Source organism: Pseudomonas sp. P4_B4 (assembly GCF_056402255.1).
This window is the reverse complement of the sequence record NZ_JBFUHS010000027.1, coordinates 23006-39995: the sequence shown is the minus strand read 5'-3', so window position 1 is coordinate 39995 and position 16990 is coordinate 23006. Positions and strand designations below refer to the sequence as shown.

The 16990-nt window shown below is 60.3% G+C and carries 16 protein-coding genes; 7 read left to right on the top strand and 9 right to left on the bottom strand.

Going from position 1 to position 16990, the window contains the following annotated elements; all coding sequences use genetic code 11:
* Positions 1-49: 49 nt before the first annotated feature.
* Together cydB and AC1DVE_RS24085 are read right to left on the bottom strand one after the other, a co-directional pair.
* Positions 50-1057, bottom strand: coding sequence for a cytochrome d ubiquinol oxidase subunit II (gene cydB, locus AC1DVE_RS24090; protein WP_223534498.1), 1008 nt, complete (start codon positions 1055-1057; stop codon positions 50-52).
* A gap of 3 nt (positions 1058-1060) precedes the next feature.
* Complete coding sequence (locus AC1DVE_RS24085) at positions 1061-2497, bottom strand: cytochrome ubiquinol oxidase subunit I (protein WP_223459180.1); 1437 nt, start codon at positions 2495-2497, stop codon at positions 1061-1063.
* A gap of 527 nt (positions 2498-3024) precedes the next feature.
* Here AC1DVE_RS24085 and AC1DVE_RS24080 point away from each other — a divergent pair.
* A complete protein-coding gene (locus AC1DVE_RS24080; RefSeq protein WP_223459178.1) occupies positions 3025-4275 on the top strand; it encodes an MFS transporter in 1251 nt (416 codons plus the stop codon).
* A gap of 6 nt (positions 4276-4281) precedes the next feature.
* Here AC1DVE_RS24080 and AC1DVE_RS24075 read toward each other — a convergent pair whose 3' ends face one another.
* Entirely contained in the window at positions 4282-4833 is a 552-nt protein-coding gene (locus AC1DVE_RS24075; RefSeq protein ID WP_223459176.1) for a DJ-1 family glyoxalase III, read from the bottom strand.
* Between the two features lie 68 nt (positions 4834-4901).
* Positions 4902-5348, bottom strand: a complete 447-nt coding sequence (locus tag AC1DVE_RS24070; protein WP_223459174.1) for a DUF4879 domain-containing protein — start codon at positions 5346-5348, stop codon at positions 4902-4904.
* Between the two features lie 223 nt (positions 5349-5571).
* Here AC1DVE_RS24070 and AC1DVE_RS24065 point away from each other — a divergent pair, with 223 nt between their 5' ends.
* Together AC1DVE_RS24065 and trmA are read left to right on the top strand one after the other, a co-directional pair.
* Positions 5572-6867 (top strand): NCS2 family permease, encoded by a 1296-nt coding sequence (locus AC1DVE_RS24065; RefSeq protein WP_223459172.1) that lies wholly within the window; start codon positions 5572-5574, stop codon positions 6865-6867.
* On the top strand, positions 6864-7943 hold the full coding sequence (gene trmA, locus AC1DVE_RS24060) for a tRNA (uridine(54)-C5)-methyltransferase TrmA (protein WP_223459170.1): 1080 nt from the start codon (positions 6864-6866) through the stop codon (positions 7941-7943). The genes AC1DVE_RS24065 and trmA overlap by 4 nt, the downstream gene beginning before the upstream one ends.
* A gap of 56 nt (positions 7944-7999) precedes the next feature.
* Here the strand turns inward: trmA and AC1DVE_RS24055 are convergent, their stop codons facing one another.
* Together AC1DVE_RS24055 and AC1DVE_RS24050 are read right to left on the bottom strand one after the other, a co-directional pair.
* Positions 8000-8446, bottom strand: a complete 447-nt coding sequence (locus AC1DVE_RS24055; protein ID WP_223459169.1) for a DUF2442 domain-containing protein — start codon at positions 8444-8446, stop codon at positions 8000-8002.
* Positions 8443-8871 (bottom strand): DUF4160 domain-containing protein, encoded by a 429-nt coding sequence (locus tag AC1DVE_RS24050; protein ID WP_223459167.1) that lies wholly within the window; start codon positions 8869-8871, stop codon positions 8443-8445. Before AC1DVE_RS24050 ends, AC1DVE_RS24055 begins: the two co-directional genes overlap by 4 nt.
* 226 nt (positions 8872-9097) lie before the next feature.
* On the opposite strand from AC1DVE_RS24050, the gene AC1DVE_RS24045 reads away from it, so the two are divergent.
* The 3 genes from AC1DVE_RS24045 (at position 9098) to AC1DVE_RS24035 (ending at position 11450) form a co-directional block, all read left to right on the top strand.
* Complete coding sequence (locus AC1DVE_RS24045) at positions 9098-10009, top strand: LysR family transcriptional regulator (protein ID WP_223459165.1); 912 nt, start codon at positions 9098-9100, stop codon at positions 10007-10009.
* A gap of 140 nt (positions 10010-10149) precedes the next feature.
* Positions 10150-10590: a type II 3-dehydroquinate dehydratase gene (aroQ, locus tag AC1DVE_RS24040; RefSeq protein ID WP_223459163.1), complete on the top strand. Its 441-nt coding sequence runs from the start codon at positions 10150-10152 to the stop codon at positions 10588-10590.
* 5 nt (positions 10591-10595) lie between these two features.
* On the top strand, positions 10596-11450 hold the full coding sequence (locus AC1DVE_RS24035; protein WP_223459161.1) for a shikimate dehydrogenase: 855 nt from the start codon (positions 10596-10598) through the stop codon (positions 11448-11450).
* Between the two features lie 55 nt (positions 11451-11505).
* On the opposite strand, the gene AC1DVE_RS24030 is transcribed toward AC1DVE_RS24035, so the two are convergent.
* Complete coding sequence (locus tag AC1DVE_RS24030; RefSeq protein WP_223533661.1) at positions 11506-12183, bottom strand: TetR/AcrR family transcriptional regulator; 678 nt, start codon at positions 12181-12183, stop codon at positions 11506-11508.
* A gap of 102 nt (positions 12184-12285) precedes the next feature.
* Complete coding sequence (quiC, locus tag AC1DVE_RS24025; RefSeq protein ID WP_223534500.1) at positions 12286-14187, bottom strand: 3-dehydroshikimate dehydratase QuiC; 1902 nt, start codon at positions 14185-14187, stop codon at positions 12286-12288.
* A 506-nt stretch (positions 14188-14693) separates the two neighbouring features.
* On the opposite strand from quiC, the gene AC1DVE_RS24020 reads away from it, so the two are divergent.
* A complete protein-coding gene (locus tag AC1DVE_RS24020) occupies positions 14694-16031 on the top strand; it encodes an MFS transporter (protein ID WP_223459148.1) in 1338 nt (445 codons plus the stop codon).
* Positions 16032-16094: 63 nt separating this feature from the next.
* On the opposite strand, the gene AC1DVE_RS24015 is transcribed toward AC1DVE_RS24020, so the two are convergent.
* Entirely contained in the window at positions 16095-16973 is an 879-nt protein-coding gene (locus AC1DVE_RS24015; RefSeq protein WP_008052441.1) for a DMT family transporter, read from the bottom strand.
* Positions 16974-16990: the final 17 nt, after the last annotated feature.

Below are 16990 nucleotides of genomic sequence, written 5' to 3'. Positions count from 1 at the left end.
GAACGCCGCCCGGAGCAAGCTCGCTCCCACAGGTTCGCGGTGCACAGGGCTAGTGGTAGCCGTCTTCATGGGTGACCTTGCCGCGGAACACATAGTAGCTCCAGAAGGTGTAGCCCAGGATGAACGGGATGATGAACAGCGTGCCCACCAGCATGAAGCCCTGGCTTTGCGGCGGCGCGGCGGCGTCCCAGATCGAGATCGACGGCGGGATGATGTTCGGCCACAAACTGATGCCCAAGCCGCTGTAACCGAGGAAGATCAGCACCAGGGTCAGCAGGAACGGCGTGTAGTGCGCGTTGCGGGCCACGGCGCGGATCAGGCCGTACATCGTCACCAGCACCAGAATCGGCACCGGCATGAACCAGAACAGGTTCGGCATGGTGAACCAGCGTGCGGCGATTTCTGCGTGGGCCAACGGGGTCCAGATGCTGACGATGCCGATCACCGCCAGAAGTACGAAGGCCAATGGCCGTGCCAGGTCGTGCATCTGTTCCTGCAACTTGCCTTCGGTCTTCATGATCAACCAGGTGCAACCGAGCAACGCATACGCCACCACCAATGCCGCACCACAGAACATCGTGAACGGTGTCAGCCAGTCCAGTGAACCACCGGCGAACTGCCGATTGACCACCGGCATCCCATCGATGAACGCGCCGAGTGCTACGCCCTGGAAGAACGTCGCAGTGACCGAGCCACCGATGAACGCCTTGTCCCACAGATGCCGCTTGTCGTCCCTGGCCTTGAAACGGAACTCGAAAGCCACGCCGCGGAAGATCAGCCCGATCAACATCAGGATCAGCGGCAGGTACAACGCCGAGAGCACCACCGAATAGGCCAGCGGAAACGCGCCGAACAACGCCGCGCCACCCAACACCAGCCAGGTCTCGTTGCCGTCCCAGACTGGGGCGACGGTGTTCATCATCACATCGCGATCCGTCTTGCCCGGAATGAACGGGAAGAGAATGCCGATGCCCAGGTCGAAACCGTCCATGACCACGTACATCATGACGCCGAAGATGATGATCACGGCCCAGATCAGCGGAAGATCAATACCCATGATTCAAATCTCCTTTGTCAGGCTGTGGCCGGCATCGGTGTGATCGTCGTCAGCGGCGGACAGCGGACGGGCCGGTGTGCGTTTCTGGCCGGGGCCTCCGTCGTTGGTTTCCTTGCCTTCGTCGATCTTCGGCCCCTTGCGCACCAGGCGCATCATGTAGCCAAGACCGGCGCCAAACAGCGCGAAATAAACCACGACAAACAGGATCAGGGTGATGCTCATCTGCACGAAGCTATGGTTGGACGACGCATCCGCCGTACGCATCAGGCCATAGACCACCCATGGCTGACGGCCGATTTCCGTGGTGAACCAGCCGGCGAGGATCGCGATCAGGCCGGACGGCCCCATCCACAATGCCAGGTACAGGAACGGCCGCGACGTGTAGAGGGTGTCGCGCTTGCGCAGCCACAGGCTCCACAAACCGGTGAAGATCATCAGGAAGCCCAGGCCGACCATGATCCGGAACGACCAGAACACGATGGTTGAATTCGGCCGGTCTTCAGGCGGGAACTCCTTGAGCGCCGGCACCTGTTTGTCCAGGGTGTGCGTGAGGATCAGGCTGCCCAGGTACGGGATCTCGACAGCGAACTTGGTTTTCTCTTCTTTCATGTCCGGCCAGCCGAACAGGATCAGCGGAGTCGCCTCGTTACCCTTGTTTTCCCAGTGGCCTTCGATCGCAGCGATTTTTGCCGGCTGATGCTCAAGCGTATTGAGGCCGTGGAAATCACCAATGACGGCCTGGATCGGCGCGACGATCAATGCCATCCACATGGCCATCGAGAGCATTTTGCGGATCGCCGGGTTGTCCTTGCCGCGCAGCAAATGCCAGGCCGCGGAGGAGCCGACGAAGAAGGCCGTGGCGACGAATGCAGCCGTGGCCATGTGCATCAGGCGATACGGGAACGACGGGTTGAAGATAACCGCCAGCCAGTCGGTGGGTATGACCTGACCGTTGACGATCTCGAAGCCCTGCGGGGTCTGCATCCAGCTATTGGAGGCGAGAATCCAGAACGTGGAGATCAATGTACCGATGGCCACCATCACGGTGGCGAAGAAGTGCAGGCCACGCCCGACCTTGTTCCAGCCAAACAGCATGACGCCGAGGAACCCGGCTTCGAGGAAGAATGCCGTGAGCACTTCATAGGTCAGCAACGGCCCGGTCACGGAACCGGCGAAGTCCGAGAAGCGGCTCCAATTGGTGCCGAATTGATAGGCCATTACCAGGCCGGAAACCACCCCCATGCCGAAGTTGACGGCAAAGATCTTCGACCAGAAATGGTAGAGGTCACGGTAGGTGTCGTTATGGGTTTTCAGCCACAGGCCTTCGAGTACTGCCAGGTAACTCGCCAGGCCGATGGTGATGGCCGGAAACAGGATGTGGAACGAGATGGTGAACGCGAACTGAATTCGGGCGAGATCAAGTGCCTCTAAACCGAACATAAGTCTTCCTCTGTCAGGTAGTACGGCTGCTGGCTGGAAGCCTGCACCCACGGCCCCCACGGGTATGGAGTGTGGCGAATCTCTGTTTGTTCTTTTTTTGCACGCATCACAACGCAGGGAGTCTGGCCTTGCGGCCGCCGGATCAATTCCTTTTGTGGGTTTTGATCTGGATCAATCAACGTTGAAAGAGTAGTCCCAATTTCGGGGATGAACCGCGTGGTCTTTTGCCGCGTGACAAGTTGCCTCACGGCTATCGAAATGGCCTGAAATAAATTGCCCGTGGCGAGGGAGCTTGCTCCCGCTCGGCTGCGCAGCAGTCGTCATAGCAATGAATGCCATTCACATGAAAGAGCGAACCTGCTGAGATTAGGGCTGCTTCTCAGCCCAGCGGGAGCAAGCTCCCTCGCCACAAGGTTTTCGGCGTTTGAAAAATCGATGTCTGGCTAACTATTTTTTTGTCACGGCAACTTTCTGTTACAGGTTGGTGATAATCTCGCCGTTCCCCTCTCCCCCAGATTTCCCCGCAGATGCCCAGCCAAGAGCCCTTGCTGTTACGTCACCATCGCCCTTTTCTCGCGTTCTGGCTGGCCCGGGTATTTACCGCCAGCGGCTTCCAGATGCTCACCGTGGCCATCGGCTGGAACCTGTATCAATTGACCGGCAACGTGCTCGACCTAGGTCTGGTCGGCCTGGTCGAGTTCGCCCCGCGCGTGCTGTTCATGCTGCACACCGGGCACGTCGCCGACCGCTATGACCGGCGCAAGGTTGCGGCGATCTGCCAGTTCCTGCAGGCATTGATCGCCCTGTCGTTGGCCATCGGCAGCGCGACCGACCATGTCACCCGGGAAATGATCTTTATCCTGGCCTTCCTGCTCGGTGCCGCTCGTTCCTTTGAAATGCCGACCACCCAGGCGCTGTTGCCAAGCATCGTGCCCAGCGCGCTGTTTCCCCGAGCGGTCGCCGCCGCACAATCGGCCCAGCAATCAGCCACCATCGTCGCCCCGGCCCTCGGCGGTTTGCTCTACGGCTTCGGCAGCGTCTGGGTGTATGGCCCGACGGTGCTGCTGTATGTCATCGCTTGTTCGCTGATGCTCAACCTGCCGGCCCGGCAAACGCCGCTAAACAAGGGCAAGGCCACTCTGGACTCACTGCTGGCGGGCATTCGCTTTATCCACAGTCGTCCGGACATTCTCGGGGCGATCTCCCTCGATCTGTTCGCGGTGCTATTGGGTGGTGCGACGGCGCTGCTGCCGGTGTTCGCCAAGGACATTCTGCTGACCGGCCCGTGGGGCCTCGGCCTGTTGCGCTCGGCACCGGCAGTGGGTGCGCTGCTGATGTCGCTGTTCCTGGCGCGGTTTGCCGTGGAGCGCAACGTCGGGCGGGTGATGTTCACGGCCGTAGGCATCTTCGGCGTGGCAACCATCGCCTTCGGCCTGTCGACCTCGTTCTGGTTTTCCCTGGCGGTGCTGGTGGTATTGGGCGCGGCAGACATGATCAGCATGGTGATTCGCGCATCTTTCGTACAACTGGAAACACCGGACGAAATGCGCGGCCGGGTCAGCGCCGTGAACGGTTTGTTCATTGGAGCCTCGAACCAGTTGGGTGAATTCGAATCAGGCCTGACCGCCCATTGGTTCGGCACTGTGCCAGCCGTAGTCTTGGGCGGGATCGGAACGCTGGTGGTGACCGGGGTGTGGGTCAAACTGTTCCCGACACTGGCCAGCCGCGATCGCATGCACGTGGCTAAAGATGAAGAGAAGGAAGAGGCGAAAGTCTGACACTCTCTAAACGAGCAACTCCCCCGCCACTGCCATACGAGTGGCTTTACCGCAGAGTTGCTCCACCAGCGCCAGGGCAAACGCCAAAGCGGCGCCTGAGCCTTGGGCCGTGACGCAGTTGCCGTCGACCACCACCGGTTGATCGACAAAAGTACAGCCCGACAGTTGATGACTGGCCGAGGGCAGGCAGGTCATGCGCCGTTGACGCAATACGCCAAAGGCCTGCAGCGCCACGGCGGGCGCTTCGGCGATGCCGGCGAACAGGCGACCGGCTGCCGCCTGATCCATGATCAATTGTTGCAGGGGTTGGTGGGCTGCCAGGTGCTGCGAACCCACCGCACCACCGGGCAAGGCAATCAGGTCGAAGGGTTGCGCCAGCAAGTCCACCAGCATCGCATCGGAAGTCAGGCGAGTACCGCGGGCGCAGGTGAGCATGCGCCGCCCTTCGATACTGGCCACCACCACTTCTACTTTGGCGCGGCGCAGCACGTCGATCAGGGTCACGGTTTGCAGGTCATCGGTGCCCTCGGCGAGGGCAATCAAGGCTCTAAAGGTCATCAGATGCTGTCCACAGAATGATCTTTTAAGCGTAGACAGCTTTCCCGCCCCTTGTTCGAGACCTGTGGTTACTTGATGTAAAGCTGCGTCGACATCGTGTTGCCGGGCGCGTTGATCGAGGTATTGCTGAAGGTCAATGTGCCTTCCTGCTTGCCCGCCAGATCAAGAGCGTACAAATAGCCGACGGTTTTTTCCCCGGGGGTGCAACTGGTCAGGTTGCCGTTCTTGAACGCGCAAACCGGTGTCCGTGTGCCGTTCACCTCGAAACCATCGAGGGCGACATGGGCCTCACGCCCGTAGCCCACTTCCAGCACATACACCGTGATGTTCGGGCCATTGTGATCGCAACGCGTCCGGGTTTGCCCTTCGTCGATGTTCTCGACACCACAGGACGGCGACGCGACCTTGAGTACCTTCAATTGCGTCAGTGGCGGGGCCGAGGCCGCCACGGTCGTTTGAGCCCCGAGAAACAACGCCATCCATACACCGAAGGCGGCAACCAGACGCTTTTTCATGCAGGACCCATCCACCCCAAAAAAACCAGCGCGCAGTATGGCGCACTTGGCTTTGTCGCAAAACATCGACGACGATCACCGCCAAAGCAGCCATATTCCCAAGCTACTGGTATGATGCGCGGCTTTTTCCGGCCCACAGTAATTTCCAGGCGCGTTCTGCTGCCTGTGCTTTGCTGTTGAGGTCGATACATTCACGGCGCCCGGCGCGCCACGGGGAGCAGACATGCTGGAAAGGCTGTTTCAACTCAAGGCACACAACACCAACGTGCGGACCGAGATTCTGGCGGGCGTCACGACCTTTTTGGCCATGGCCTACATTCTGTTCGTCAACCCGAGCATCCTCGGCGAGACCGGCATGGACAAGGGCGCAGTGTTCGTCGCCACCTGCCTGGCCGCCGCCATCGGCTCGACGACCATGGGCCTGATCGCCAACTACCCGATCGCCCTTGCTCCGGGCATGGGCCTGAACGCCTTCTTCACCTACACCGTGGTCCTGCACATGGGCCATACTTGGCAAGTGGCGCTGGGTGCGGTGTTCATCTCGGCGGTGTGCTTCTTCCTGCTGTCGATCTTCCGCATCCGTGAATGGATCATCAACAGCATCCCGCTGCCTCTGCGCTCGGCGATTGCCGCCGGTATCGGCCTGTTCCTGGCGCTGATCGCCCTGCACAACGCCGGTATCGTGGTCAGCAACCCGGCGACCATGGTCGGCCTCGGTGACCTGAAACAACCGGCTCCGATCCTCGCTACCCTCGGTTTTGCCCTGATCGTCGCCCTCGAAGCCCTTGCCGTGCGCGGCGCGGTGCTGATCGGCATTCTGGTGGTGACCATCGTTTCCATCGTGATGGGCTTCACCCCGTTCGGCGGCGTGATGTCGATGCCGCCATCCCTGGCCCCGACCTTCCTGCAACTGGACATCAAGGGCGCGCTGGACATCGGTCTGGTCAGCGTGATCTTCGCCTTCCTGTTCGTCGATCTGTTCGATAACTCCGGCACTCTGATCGGCGTCGCCAAGCGCGCCGGTCTGATGCGCAAAGACGGTCACATGCCGAAAATGGGCCGCGCGCTGATCGCCGACAGCACCGCAGCCATGGCCGGTTCCCTGCTGGGCACTTCGACCACCACCAGCTACATCGAGTCCGCTGCTGGCGTGAGTGCCGGTGGCCGCACCGGCCTGACCGCCATCGTGGTCGCGTTCCTGTTCCTGCTGGCGCTGTTCTTCTCGCCACTGGCCGCCAGCGTTCCAGCCTTCGCCACCGCGCCGGCACTGCTGTTCGTCGCCGTGCTGATGACATCCGGTCTGGCCGAAATAGACTGGGACGACATTACCGTCGCCGCGCCGGTGGTGATCACCGCGCTGGCGATGCCGTTTACTTACTCCATCGCCAATGGCATCGCCTTCGGTTTCATTTCCTGGACTGCCATCAAGCTGATGTCCGGTCGCGGCCGTGAGCTGAACCCGGCGCTGGTGATCCTGTCGATTCTGTTCGTGATCAAGCTGGGTTGGTTCAACGCATGACTTTTGATTCCCAGGCCTACGCCGTTCAGCTCGAAGAAAAGGTCACGCGCTTGCGTGACCTGCTGGCCCCGTTCGATGCACCGGAGCCCGCCGTTTTCGATTCGCCGCTGAAAAACTTCCGCCTGCGCGCCGAGTTCCGCCTGTGGCGCGAGGCCGGCGAGCGTCACTACGCGATGTTTTCCCAGGAAGACAAACGCACGCCAATCCTGATCGAAGAGTTCCCGATTGCCAGCCTGCGCATCAACCAGCTGATGCCGCAGCTGAAGGCCGCGTGGCAAGCCAGTGCGCCCCTGAGCCACAAGCTGTTCCAGGTGGAGTTCCTGACCACTCTGGCCGGCGACGCGATGATCACCCTGTGCTATCACCGCCCGCTGGACGAGCACTGGCATACGGCGGCGTCGAAACTCGCGGCCGACCTGAACGTCAGCATCATCGGCCGCTCCAAGGGCAAACGCGAAGTCATCGGTCACGATTACGTGGTCGAGAAGCTGGAAGTCGGCGGCCGCACCTTCAGCTATCGCCAGCCTGAAGGCGCGTTCACCCAGCCCAACGGCACGGTGAACCAGAAGATGCTCAACTGGGCATACGATGCGCTTGGCGATCGCTCCGATGATTTGCTGGAGCTGTATTGCGGCAACGGCAACTTCACCCTGCCGCTCGCCACCCGCGTGCGCAAAGTGCTGGCCACCGAAATCAGCAAGACCTCGGTCAACGCGGCGCTGAGCAACCTCAGCGAAAACGCTGTGGATAACGTCACCCTGGTGCGCTTGTCCGCTGAAGAGCTGACCGAAGCCCTGAATGAAGTGCGCCCGTTCCGGCGCCTGCATGGCATCGACCTCAAGAGCTACGAGTTCGGTAGCGTGTTCGTCGACCCGCCCCGTGCCGGCATGGACCCGGACACCTGCGAGCTGACCCGGCGCTTCGACAACATCCTGTACATCTCCTGCAATCCGCAGACCCTGGCAGCCAACATCGCCCAACTGCACGACACCCACCGCATCACCCAATGCGCGATGTTCGACCAGTTCCCATGGACCCATCACATGGAATCCGGGGTGATGCTGACCCGGCGTTGATGGCGCCTGCCAGGCACAAAAAAGCCGTCTTCTCGACGGCTTTTTTGTGGGCACACTTACAAGACAACATCGACTTTGCGCGGGCGCCCGCCTTTCCTGCCGTTGGCCCGCGCGGCTTCAGACTTTGCGGCGCTGCTCTGGCGACCATTGCGCGAAGCGACGACCGAGGCCGCCATGGCCATCAGCGGCTTGCTCGCAGAAATCATCCCGGCGATAGATACATGCAGGTCTTTGCTTTCATGGCACAGTGCAGTACCCGCGTAACCGACAGTCAGACTGGCGAAGTCCCCGCCCTCAAAATCATCGAACTCCGGATAGTTGGCCACGGGCAACAATACGCCGCTGCCGTCTTCGAAGCTGACAGCCAGACAGGGGGCCTGGTAGGTAACCGCTGTCGCCTGCAGGCTATTTTTTCTACGTAATTCGCCACGTTCAATGGCTTTGTCCAGGCTACTTTCCGTTACGGGATTATCGGCCTGAACCTTGGCTTTTATCGTTTTCATAACTCGATCTCCACACCTTCCTGTGCGCCTATCAGGGACAGCAACGTCTTGTTCGATTCAGGTTCGTAGCAAGCCGATCCAATCATGTTGGTGGTACTGACAACCCTTTTCACCACAACGACTTCGTTGCTTTGCCAGTCCCACAATTGATTATCAAGACAAGCCGTTTGTAACTTTCGCCACCAGATGCCCCGGGCGCGCCGCAAATGGGCAGGTTGCTGGAGCGATTGGCGCAATCCCTCAAGCACCGCCAACGGTGGCCGACGCGAAAGCGGAACTACATCCCAGAGCTCGACACCGTTGTGCCAAAAGCTGAACCTGAATCTCGCACTCCACGTACCCGCCTCCACATGCGCATGGGGCGGACAATGCTCGTCTCGCAACATGATCACTACCGACAGTCCCTTGTGATTGCATATCTTCATGCTAACCCATCCGTTAGGTTAATGAATCCGAGGATTCGACATTCTCTGGAAAACCCGACCGCTGGCATTGGCCGTAGAATCATTTCTTGCGTCCTCAGACTAGCGTCCAGGCGTTACCCGGCCCTGCGGAACACCGCGCGCAATGGTAAGAAATCCTTTCATTACGGCTCTAGCACCTGATAAATACTGATCCAGCTCCTTCATCTGATCTCCGGTGTAATCAATCATGCAGCGACAATTCGAAGATCTTCAGTTGGGCAGCATTGAGCTGTTTTGCCTGGCCGCCGAAGCCGGCAGTTTTACTGCCGCGGCGCTGGTGGCAGGTGTCACCCCCGCGGCCGTGAGTCGTTCGGTGTCGCGCATGGAGGAACGCCTGGGCGTGCGTCTGTTTGCGCGCACCACCCGCAGCGTGAAGCTGACCGACAGTGGTCGCCGCTATTACGAGGAGTGCCGCCTTGCCCTGGCACAACTGGTCGAGGCCCAGCGCGAGGTGATGGGCCAGCAGCAAGTGCCGTCCGGTACCTTGCGCATCAGTATTCCGACCACCTACGCGCATCATCGAATCCTGCCTTTGTTGCCCGAATTTCGGGCGCGCTATCCGGCGGTGAAGGTCGAGTCGCACATCAGCAATCGCAACATCGATTTCGTCGGCGAAGGCTACGACATGGCGATTCGCGTGCGAGCCATCCCGGATTCCGGCCTGATCGCCCGACCGCTGGAAGATGCCGCCCTGGTGATGATCGCCAGCCCTGATTACCTGAAACGGGCCGGCACTCCGCAAACCCTCGACGACCTCGAAAACCACGAGTGCATTCAGTACGAATTGCCCAGCAGTGGCCGGCGCATTGCCTGGTTGTTCAACGATGAAGGCGTGCCCCGGGAGATTCTGGCCGAAGGCAGCCTCAGCTGTTCCGACGATGTGCTGGGCGGTGTCACCTTGGCCAAACACGGGGCGGGGTTGTTTCAGACCTACCGTTTTATCGTGGAAAAGGAACTGGCCGACGGCTCGCTGCTGGAAGTGCTCAAGCCCTATGGCGGGCGGTCGCGGCCGTTTACCTTGCTGTACCCGCAAAGTCGGCATGTACCGCTGCGCTTAAGGGCGTTCATTGATTTTCTGGTGGAGCATTTGCCGCGCTGAACACCGAAAGTGTCCGATCACCGCCCACAAACCGCCAGCGTGCCTTCACTCCAATTGACCAAATTAACTAGTTAGTACAATTTATCTCCACAGGCCGAGATCCTCGGCCGATTCCAAAAATAATAAGTGGAGAGATTCCGATGTCCCCTATCGTTCTGGTGCTCAACGGCCCGAACCTGAACCTGCTTGGCACCCGTGAACCGGCGACTTACGGCCACGAAACCCTGGCAGACATTTCGGTCCTGTGCGCACGTACCGCCGAAGAATTCGGTCTGGCAGTGGAGTTTCGCCAGACCAACCATGAAGGCGAATTGCTCGACTGGATTCACGCCGCCCGCGGTCGCTGCGCCGGGATCGTCATCAACCCTGCCGCGTGGACCCACACCTCCGTTGCGATCCGCGACGCCCTGGTCGCCAGCGAACTGCCGGTGATCGAAGTCCACCTGTCCAACGTGCACGCCCGCGAACCCTTCCGCCACCACTCGTTCGTATCCGCCATTGCAACGGCGGTGATGGCCGGTTTTGGCAGTCATGGCTATCGCCTGGCGTTGGAACACTTCAGTCATCGTTTGAAAGGGTGATCGCCGTGACTCAGAACCACGTGATACTGGCCGGGCTGATTGGCGCCGGCATCCAGGCTTCCCGCACACCGGCCATGCACGAGCATGAAGGCGATGCCCAGGGGCTGCGCTACCTGTATCGCCTGATCGATCTTGATCAGTTGAAACTCGACAGCAACGCCCTGCCCGACCTGCTGATGGCTGCCGAGCGCATGAACTTCACCGGGCTGAACATCACCTTTCCATGCAAGCAGGCGATCATCCCGCTGCTCGACGAACTCTCGCCGGAGGCCCGCGGTATCGGTGCGGTCAACACGGTGGTGCTCAAGGATGGCAAACGCATCGGCCACAACACCGACTGCCTGGGCTTTGCCGAGGGCTTTCGCCGGGGCTTGAAGGGCGTTGCCGTTGAACGTGTCGTACAGATGGGCGCCGGCGGCGCAGGTGCGGCGGTGGCCCACGCGTTGTTGAGCGAAGGCGTACAACAGCTGAGCATTTTTGACGTGGACATCCGTCGCGCCCAGGATCTGGCCGACAATCTCAATCAGCATTTCGGCGTCGCTCGAGCGGTGGCCGGGTATGACCTACCCAGCGCCATGGCCCAGGCTGACGGCCTGGTGAACACCACACCGATGGGCATGAAAAAGCTGCCGGGCATGCCGGTGCCGGTGGAGTTGCTGCGGGCCGAATTGTGGGTGGCGGAGATCGTCTACTTCCCGCTGGAAACCGAACTGCTGCGCAACGCCCGCGCCCTCGGTTGCCGGACGCTGGACGGCGGCAACATGGCGGTGTTTCAGGCGGTGAAGGCGTTCGAGTTGTTCAGCGGCGTGGTACCGGATGCCCAGCGGATGCTTGAGCATTTCCAGAGCATGAATGACTGAAAAGCTTCGCGGGCAAGCCACGCTCCCACAGGATCGTAGCTTGCCCGCGATGGATTCAGGTCTGCAGGTAGCGCAATACCGACTCGCAAATCATCTCCCGATGACGCTGCTTGATGCATTCGTCCGGCAGGTCGATCTGAAAAATCTCACCAAAGGTGTGGCGGTTCGAGACGCGATAGAAGCAGAACGAACTGATCAGCAGATGCACATCCAGCGGATCAAGACCGGTACGGAACAGCCCTTGCTCGGCACCGCGACGCAGAATCTCGCCCAGTGAATCGAGGATAGTGTTGTTCATCGCCTTGATCGCATCGGAGCGCTTCACGTACTCGGCGTTGTGAATGTTCTCGATACTGACTATACGCACGAAATCGACGTTGCGATCATGGTGATCGAAGGTGAACTCCACCAGCCGCCGAATGGCTTCGACCGGCGCCAGCTCCGCCAGGTGCAGGCGATTTTCGGTGTTGCGGATATCGCCGTAGAGTTTCTCCAGCACCTCGACATAGAGCTGCTCCTTACTGCCGAAGTAGTAATAGATCATGCGCTTGGAGGTGTGGATGCGCTCGGCGATGGCATCGACGCGAGCCCCGGAAAGCCCCTGCTGGACGAATTCGACAATCGCCTCCTGCAGGATGTTTTCGCGGGTCTTTTCCGGGTTGTTCTTGCGACTCTTGCGCGGCTCGGCACCAGGTTCTACGGAGGCTGCGGGGAGTTCTGAGGTCATTGTCATTGCGGGCTCACGGCCATCACTGCACAGGCTGGCGATTATGGGCTGCGCGGCACGGTGAAGGAAGCCGCGCAGCCCACGTTTAATCCCGCGTTTACGAATTTCCTACAACTTCGCCTGGCGCAATGCGCCGCTACGGGATTTGGCCATGGCCGCCAGGCGCACCGCGACGTTGGCCGCGCCGTAGCCGGCATAACCGTTTTTACGCTGGATGATCTCGAAGAAGAATCGCCCCTCGAACGGCTCGGTGTACACATGAAACAACTCACCGCCCTGGGCGTCGCGGTCGTACAACACGTTGTAATAGGCCAGTTCGCTGAGGAACTCGTCGTCGAAATCGAATCGCGCCGCCAGGTCATCGTAGTAGTTGAGCGGGATATCCAACAGCGGCACGCCCGCCTCTTTTGCACGACTGACCTGAGCAAAGATGTCATCACAATCAAACGCGATGTGATGCACACCGGAACCGCGATAACTCGACAGCGCGTGGGAGATCGCGGTGTTGCGGTTCTCGGAAATGTTCAGTGGCAGGCGGATCGAACTGTCCCGGCTGCGCAGGGCACGGCTCTTCACCAGACCGTAAGGATCCGGCAGTACGACTTCATCGTCCGCCTCGAAATCCAGCAGGCTCTTATAGAACAGCACCCAGCTGTCGAGGCTGTCGGCCGGCAGCGCCATGGCCATGTGGTCGATGCGCTTGAGGCCACCGCTGACCGGCGCATCCGTCAGCAGATTGAAGTCGGTGCCGTAGACGTCGGCATCCTGGTCCACCAGATAGATCAGGCTGCCATCCGGCGCACGCACGGCGGCGAGTTCCAGTTCATTGGGACCCACCAGCCCGCGATAGGGCTGGCCCTTGTAGGCCACGGCTCGAGCCAGCGCACTGGCGCTATCCTTGACCCGCACGGCAGTCGCGCACAACGAAGGGCCGTGCGCCTCGAAGAAACTGTGACCGAAGGAGTAAGGTTCGGAGTTGAGGATCAGGTTGATATCGCCCTGACGCATCAGGCTGACGCTCTTGGAACGATGCTGCCCGGCCTTGACGAAACCCAGTCGCTCAAGCCAATGGGCGAGCTTGGCGCCGAGGCTTTCGTCCACGGCAAACTCCAGGAACTCGATGCCGTTGTACTCGCTGGCCTTGGGCGTTTCGAACAGAATCTCGGGGTTGCCCGCAGGCTTGGCTTCCTGCGCCAGGCGCTCGCGGGTTTTCTCTTCCAGATACAGCAACGAACGCAAGCCGTCGGCGGCGTTGGCTCGTGGTGGCGCGGCGCGGAAACCGTCGTTGAAGATCTCCAGCGACAAAGGCCCGGTGTACCCGCTCTTGATGATCGGCGCGAGGAACCCCGGCAAGTCGAATTCACCCTGGCCCGGGAAGCAGCGAAAATGCCGGCTCCACTCCAGCACGTCCATGGCCAGGATCGGCGCGTCAGCCATTTGCACGAAGAAAATCTTGTCGCCGGGAATCTCGGCGATAGCACTTGGATCGCCCTTGAGCGACAAGGTGTGAAAGCTGTCCAGCAACACGCCGAGGCTTGGGTGATCGGCCTGACGCACGATGTTCCACACCTGTTGCCAGGTGTTCACATGCCGGCCCCAGGCCAGCGCTTCGTAACCGATGCGCAGGCCACGTGCCCCGGCGTGCTCGGCCAGCAGTCGCAAGTCGTCGACCAGGATCTGCTCATCACCGATGGACTCGGCCGAGGCATTGCTGCACACCAGCACCAGGTCAGTGCCCAGCTCCTGCATCAGGTCGAACTTGCGCTCGGCGCGTTCCAGGTTGCGCGACAGGCGATCGCGGCGGCAGCCTTCGAAATCGCGGAACGGTTGAAACAGCGTGATGGCGATCCCGAGATCGGCGCACATCTGTTTAATTTCCCGTGGACTACCGTCGTAGTAGAGAAGGTCGTTCTCGAAAATCTCGACGCCGTCGAACCCGGCGGCGGCAATGGCTTCGAGTTTTTCCGGCAGGGTACCGCTCAAGGATACGGTGGCAATGGAACGCTGCATGTTTCGGCTCCCGGTGGAGGCTTCGGCTACAGGGAATTTGCGCCGCTTTTAAAAGAGTGAACCGATTATTGAGCCGGTCGGTGCATTGAGCAATTTAAAGTGTACTACCCAGTTAGTTTTGCGTGCGATTATCGAACACAATGGCCGATAGCGAATTGACGATTTTTTGTTCACTGCGCAACATCAACACCACATTGGGTCCGGTCTTGAAATCGTCGGCCCCGGTCAACAAAACCCAGAACACCACATAAAAATTTCAAAAAACGGGTATACGCTCATGCGCTCATTCAACGCCTTGATCACTCGCTCCACCGTCATTACGCCTTGCCTGGCGCCCATCCGAACCCCGCGCACCGCCGGCACAACCGTGCCCGCTCGCTGAATATCCCGTCAGCCGACGAACACAGCCGATCAGCCCTTTCGCGCACGCCGCGACAGACCGATTGATCACGCGCCCTTGAAGTCACGACGAGCCCCGCTTGTCAGTCATTGAACGGATGGCACACATGATTCCTTCTCAAAGCTCTCGCATGGCACCTGCCATGAGCACCGCCACCGGCGGTATCGGCGACAAGATTCGCGGCGCCATGGCAGTCGGCAAAACCCGTTGGGGCATGCTGGCACTGGTGTTTTTCGCCACCACCCTGAACTACATCGACCGCGCTGCCCTGGGGGTGATGCAGCCGATCCTGGCCAAGGAAATGAGCTGGACGGCGATGGACTACGCCAACATCAACTTCTGGTTCCAGGTCGGTTACGCCATCGGCTTCGTGCTGCAAGGCCGCTTGATCGACCGGGTCGGCGTCAAGCGCGTGTTCTTCTGCGCCGTGCTGCTCTGGAGCCTGGCGACCGGCGCCCACGGCCTGGCCACTTCGGCGGTCGGCTTCATGGTTTGCCGATTCATCCTCGGCCTGACCGAAGCGGCGAACTATCCGGCCTGCGTGAAAACCACACGCCTGTGGTTCCCGGCCGGCGAGCGCGCCGTGGCCACCGGCATTTTCAACGCCGGCACCAACGTCGGTGCGATGTTCACCCCGATGCTGCTGCCACTGATCCTGCACGTCTGGGGCTGGCAGGCCGCGTTCCTGTGCATGTCGGCACTGGGCGGGATCTGGCTGGTGCTCTGGGGCCTGAAGTACTTCAACCCGGAAGACCACCCGAGCGTCAAACAGTCGGAGCTGGACTACATCCAGAACGAAGTCGAACCGGAACAAACCCGCGTGCCGTTCTCGAAAATCCTGCGCATGCGCGGCACCTGGGCCTTCGCCCTCGCCTACTCGATGACGGCGCCGGTGTTCTGGTTCTACCTGTACTGGCTGCCGCCGTTCCTCAACCAGCAATACAACCTGGGCATCAACGTCACCCAGATGGGTATCCCGCTGATCATCATCTACCTCACTGCCGACTTCGGTAGCGTTGGCGGCGGCATCCTCTCCTCGTTCCTGATCGGTCGCGGCGTCAACCCGATCAAGGCGCGACTGATGTCCATGTTCCTGTTCGCCTGCTGCATCATCGGCGTGATCATGGCCGCCGGCTCCAGCAACCTGTGGGTCGCGGTGTTCGCCATCTCCTTGGCCATCGGCGCGCACCAGGCCTGGACCGCGAACATCTGGAGCCTGGTGATGGACTACACGCCCAAGCACATGATGAGTACGGTGTTCGGCTTCGGCGGCATGTGTGCGGCGATTGGCGGGATGTTCATGACCCAGTTGGTCGGCCACATCCTGACCGTCACCAACAACAACTACACCGTGCTGTTCACTATCATTCCGGCGATGTACTTCATTGCGCTGACCTGGATGTACTTCATGGCACCGCGCAAGATTCCGAAAGTAGAAGACTGATGTTCCCTCGGCGCAGGCCCGATCTCGGGTCTGCGCTTTTTTTTGTCTGCGTTTTGCCGCAGCTTAGCGGCGACTTTGCTGCCAGGCTGCCGCCAACCCGCTGCAGCAGATCACGGCAATGCCGAGCACGGTGGTCAGTGTCGGTGTATGGGAAAACAGCAGCCAGCCCAGCAGGCCGGCGAAGATAATCTGGCAATAGCTGAACGGCGCCAGCAGTGCCGGTGCCGCGAGGCGGAAAGCCTGGGTCAGGAACAGGTGAGCCGTCATCCCGCAGGCCCCCAGCGCCAGCATCATCGCGCCATGCACCAGGTTCGGCGTCTGCCAGAAGAACGGCACCAGCGCACTCATCACCAGCGTGTTGCACAAGCCGGCGAAGAAGTTGCTGGTGGTCGGGCTGTCGATCTCGCTGAGCTTGCGCGTCAGCAGTTGATAGAAGCAGAAAAACAGCGCCGAGCAGAACGGCAGCAACACCGCCGGGGTAAACAGATCACCCCCGGGGTGAACGATGATCAGCACTCCGCTAAAACCGAAAATCACCGCCAGCCATTGCCCTCGCGTCACGCGCTCGCCAAGCAGCGGTACCGACAGCGCGGTGACCAGCACCGGAGCGAGGAAGTTGACCGACGTGGCCTCGGCCAGCGGGATGTACATCAGCCCCGTGGTGAAAAACAGACTGGTGCCCAGCAGGCACAACGCCCGGATCACCTGCAGTAACGGCCGTTTGGTACGCAGCACCCGCAGCCCGGACTGCGGCAGGAAAATCCCGGCCATCAGCAAGGTGTGAACCACGTAGCGCGCCCAGACCACCATGACAATGGGATAGAAACCGGAGAGGTACTTGGAAAAGGCGTCGTGGCTGGAAAACAGGAAGGTTGCGACAACGATCAGCAGGATCCCTTTGAAGGGCTGATTGACGCCGGAAAGCGGGGTGCTGACGGTCATTGGGTTTCCTTACTTGA

What these genes read in the sequence shown, in the direction of transcription:
- AC1DVE_RS24080 (WP_223459178.1), top strand. Translation starts at nt 3,025, where the DNA reads ATGCCCAGCCAAGAGCCCTTGCTGTTACGTCACCATCGCCCTTTTCTC.
- AC1DVE_RS24085 (WP_223459180.1), bottom strand. Translation starts at nt 2,497, where the DNA reads ATGTTCGGTTTAGAGGCACTTGATCTCGCCCGAATTCAGTTCGCGTTC.
- AC1DVE_RS24055 (WP_223459169.1), bottom strand. Translation starts at nt 8,446, where the DNA reads ATGAAAACGATAAAAGCCAAGGTTCAGGCCGATAATCCCGTAACGGAA.
- AC1DVE_RS24070 (WP_223459174.1), bottom strand. Translation starts at nt 5,348, where the DNA reads ATGAAAAAGCGTCTGGTTGCCGCCTTCGGTGTATGGATGGCGTTGTTT.
- AC1DVE_RS24030 (WP_223533661.1), bottom strand. Translation starts at nt 12,183, where the DNA reads ATGACAATGACCTCAGAACTCCCCGCAGCCTCCGTAGAACCTGGTGCC.
- AC1DVE_RS24045 (WP_223459165.1), top strand. Translation starts at nt 9,098, where the DNA reads ATGCAGCGACAATTCGAAGATCTTCAGTTGGGCAGCATTGAGCTGTTT.
- AC1DVE_RS24065 (WP_223459172.1), top strand. Translation starts at nt 5,572, where the DNA reads ATGCTGGAAAGGCTGTTTCAACTCAAGGCACACAACACCAACGTGCGG.
- quiC (WP_223534500.1), bottom strand. Translation starts at nt 14,187, where the DNA reads ATGCAGCGTTCCATTGCCACCGTATCCTTGAGCGGTACCCTGCCGGAA.
- cydB (WP_223534498.1), bottom strand. Translation starts at nt 1,057, where the DNA reads ATGGGTATTGATCTTCCGCTGATCTGGGCCGTGATCATCATCTTCGGC.
- aroQ (WP_223459163.1), top strand. Translation starts at nt 10,150, where the DNA reads ATGTCCCCTATCGTTCTGGTGCTCAACGGCCCGAACCTGAACCTGCTT.
- AC1DVE_RS24015 (WP_008052441.1), bottom strand. Translation starts at nt 16,973, where the DNA reads ATGACCGTCAGCACCCCGCTTTCCGGCGTCAATCAGCCCTTCAAAGGG.
- AC1DVE_RS24075 (WP_223459176.1), bottom strand. Translation starts at nt 4,833, where the DNA reads ATGACCTTTAGAGCCTTGATTGCCCTCGCCGAGGGCACCGATGACCTG.
- AC1DVE_RS24050 (WP_223459167.1), bottom strand. Translation starts at nt 8,871, where the DNA reads ATGAAGATATGCAATCACAAGGGACTGTCGGTAGTGATCATGTTGCGA.
- trmA (WP_223459170.1), top strand. Translation starts at nt 6,864, where the DNA reads ATGACTTTTGATTCCCAGGCCTACGCCGTTCAGCTCGAAGAAAAGGTC.
- AC1DVE_RS24020 (WP_223459148.1), top strand. Translation starts at nt 14,694, where the DNA reads ATGATTCCTTCTCAAAGCTCTCGCATGGCACCTGCCATGAGCACCGCC.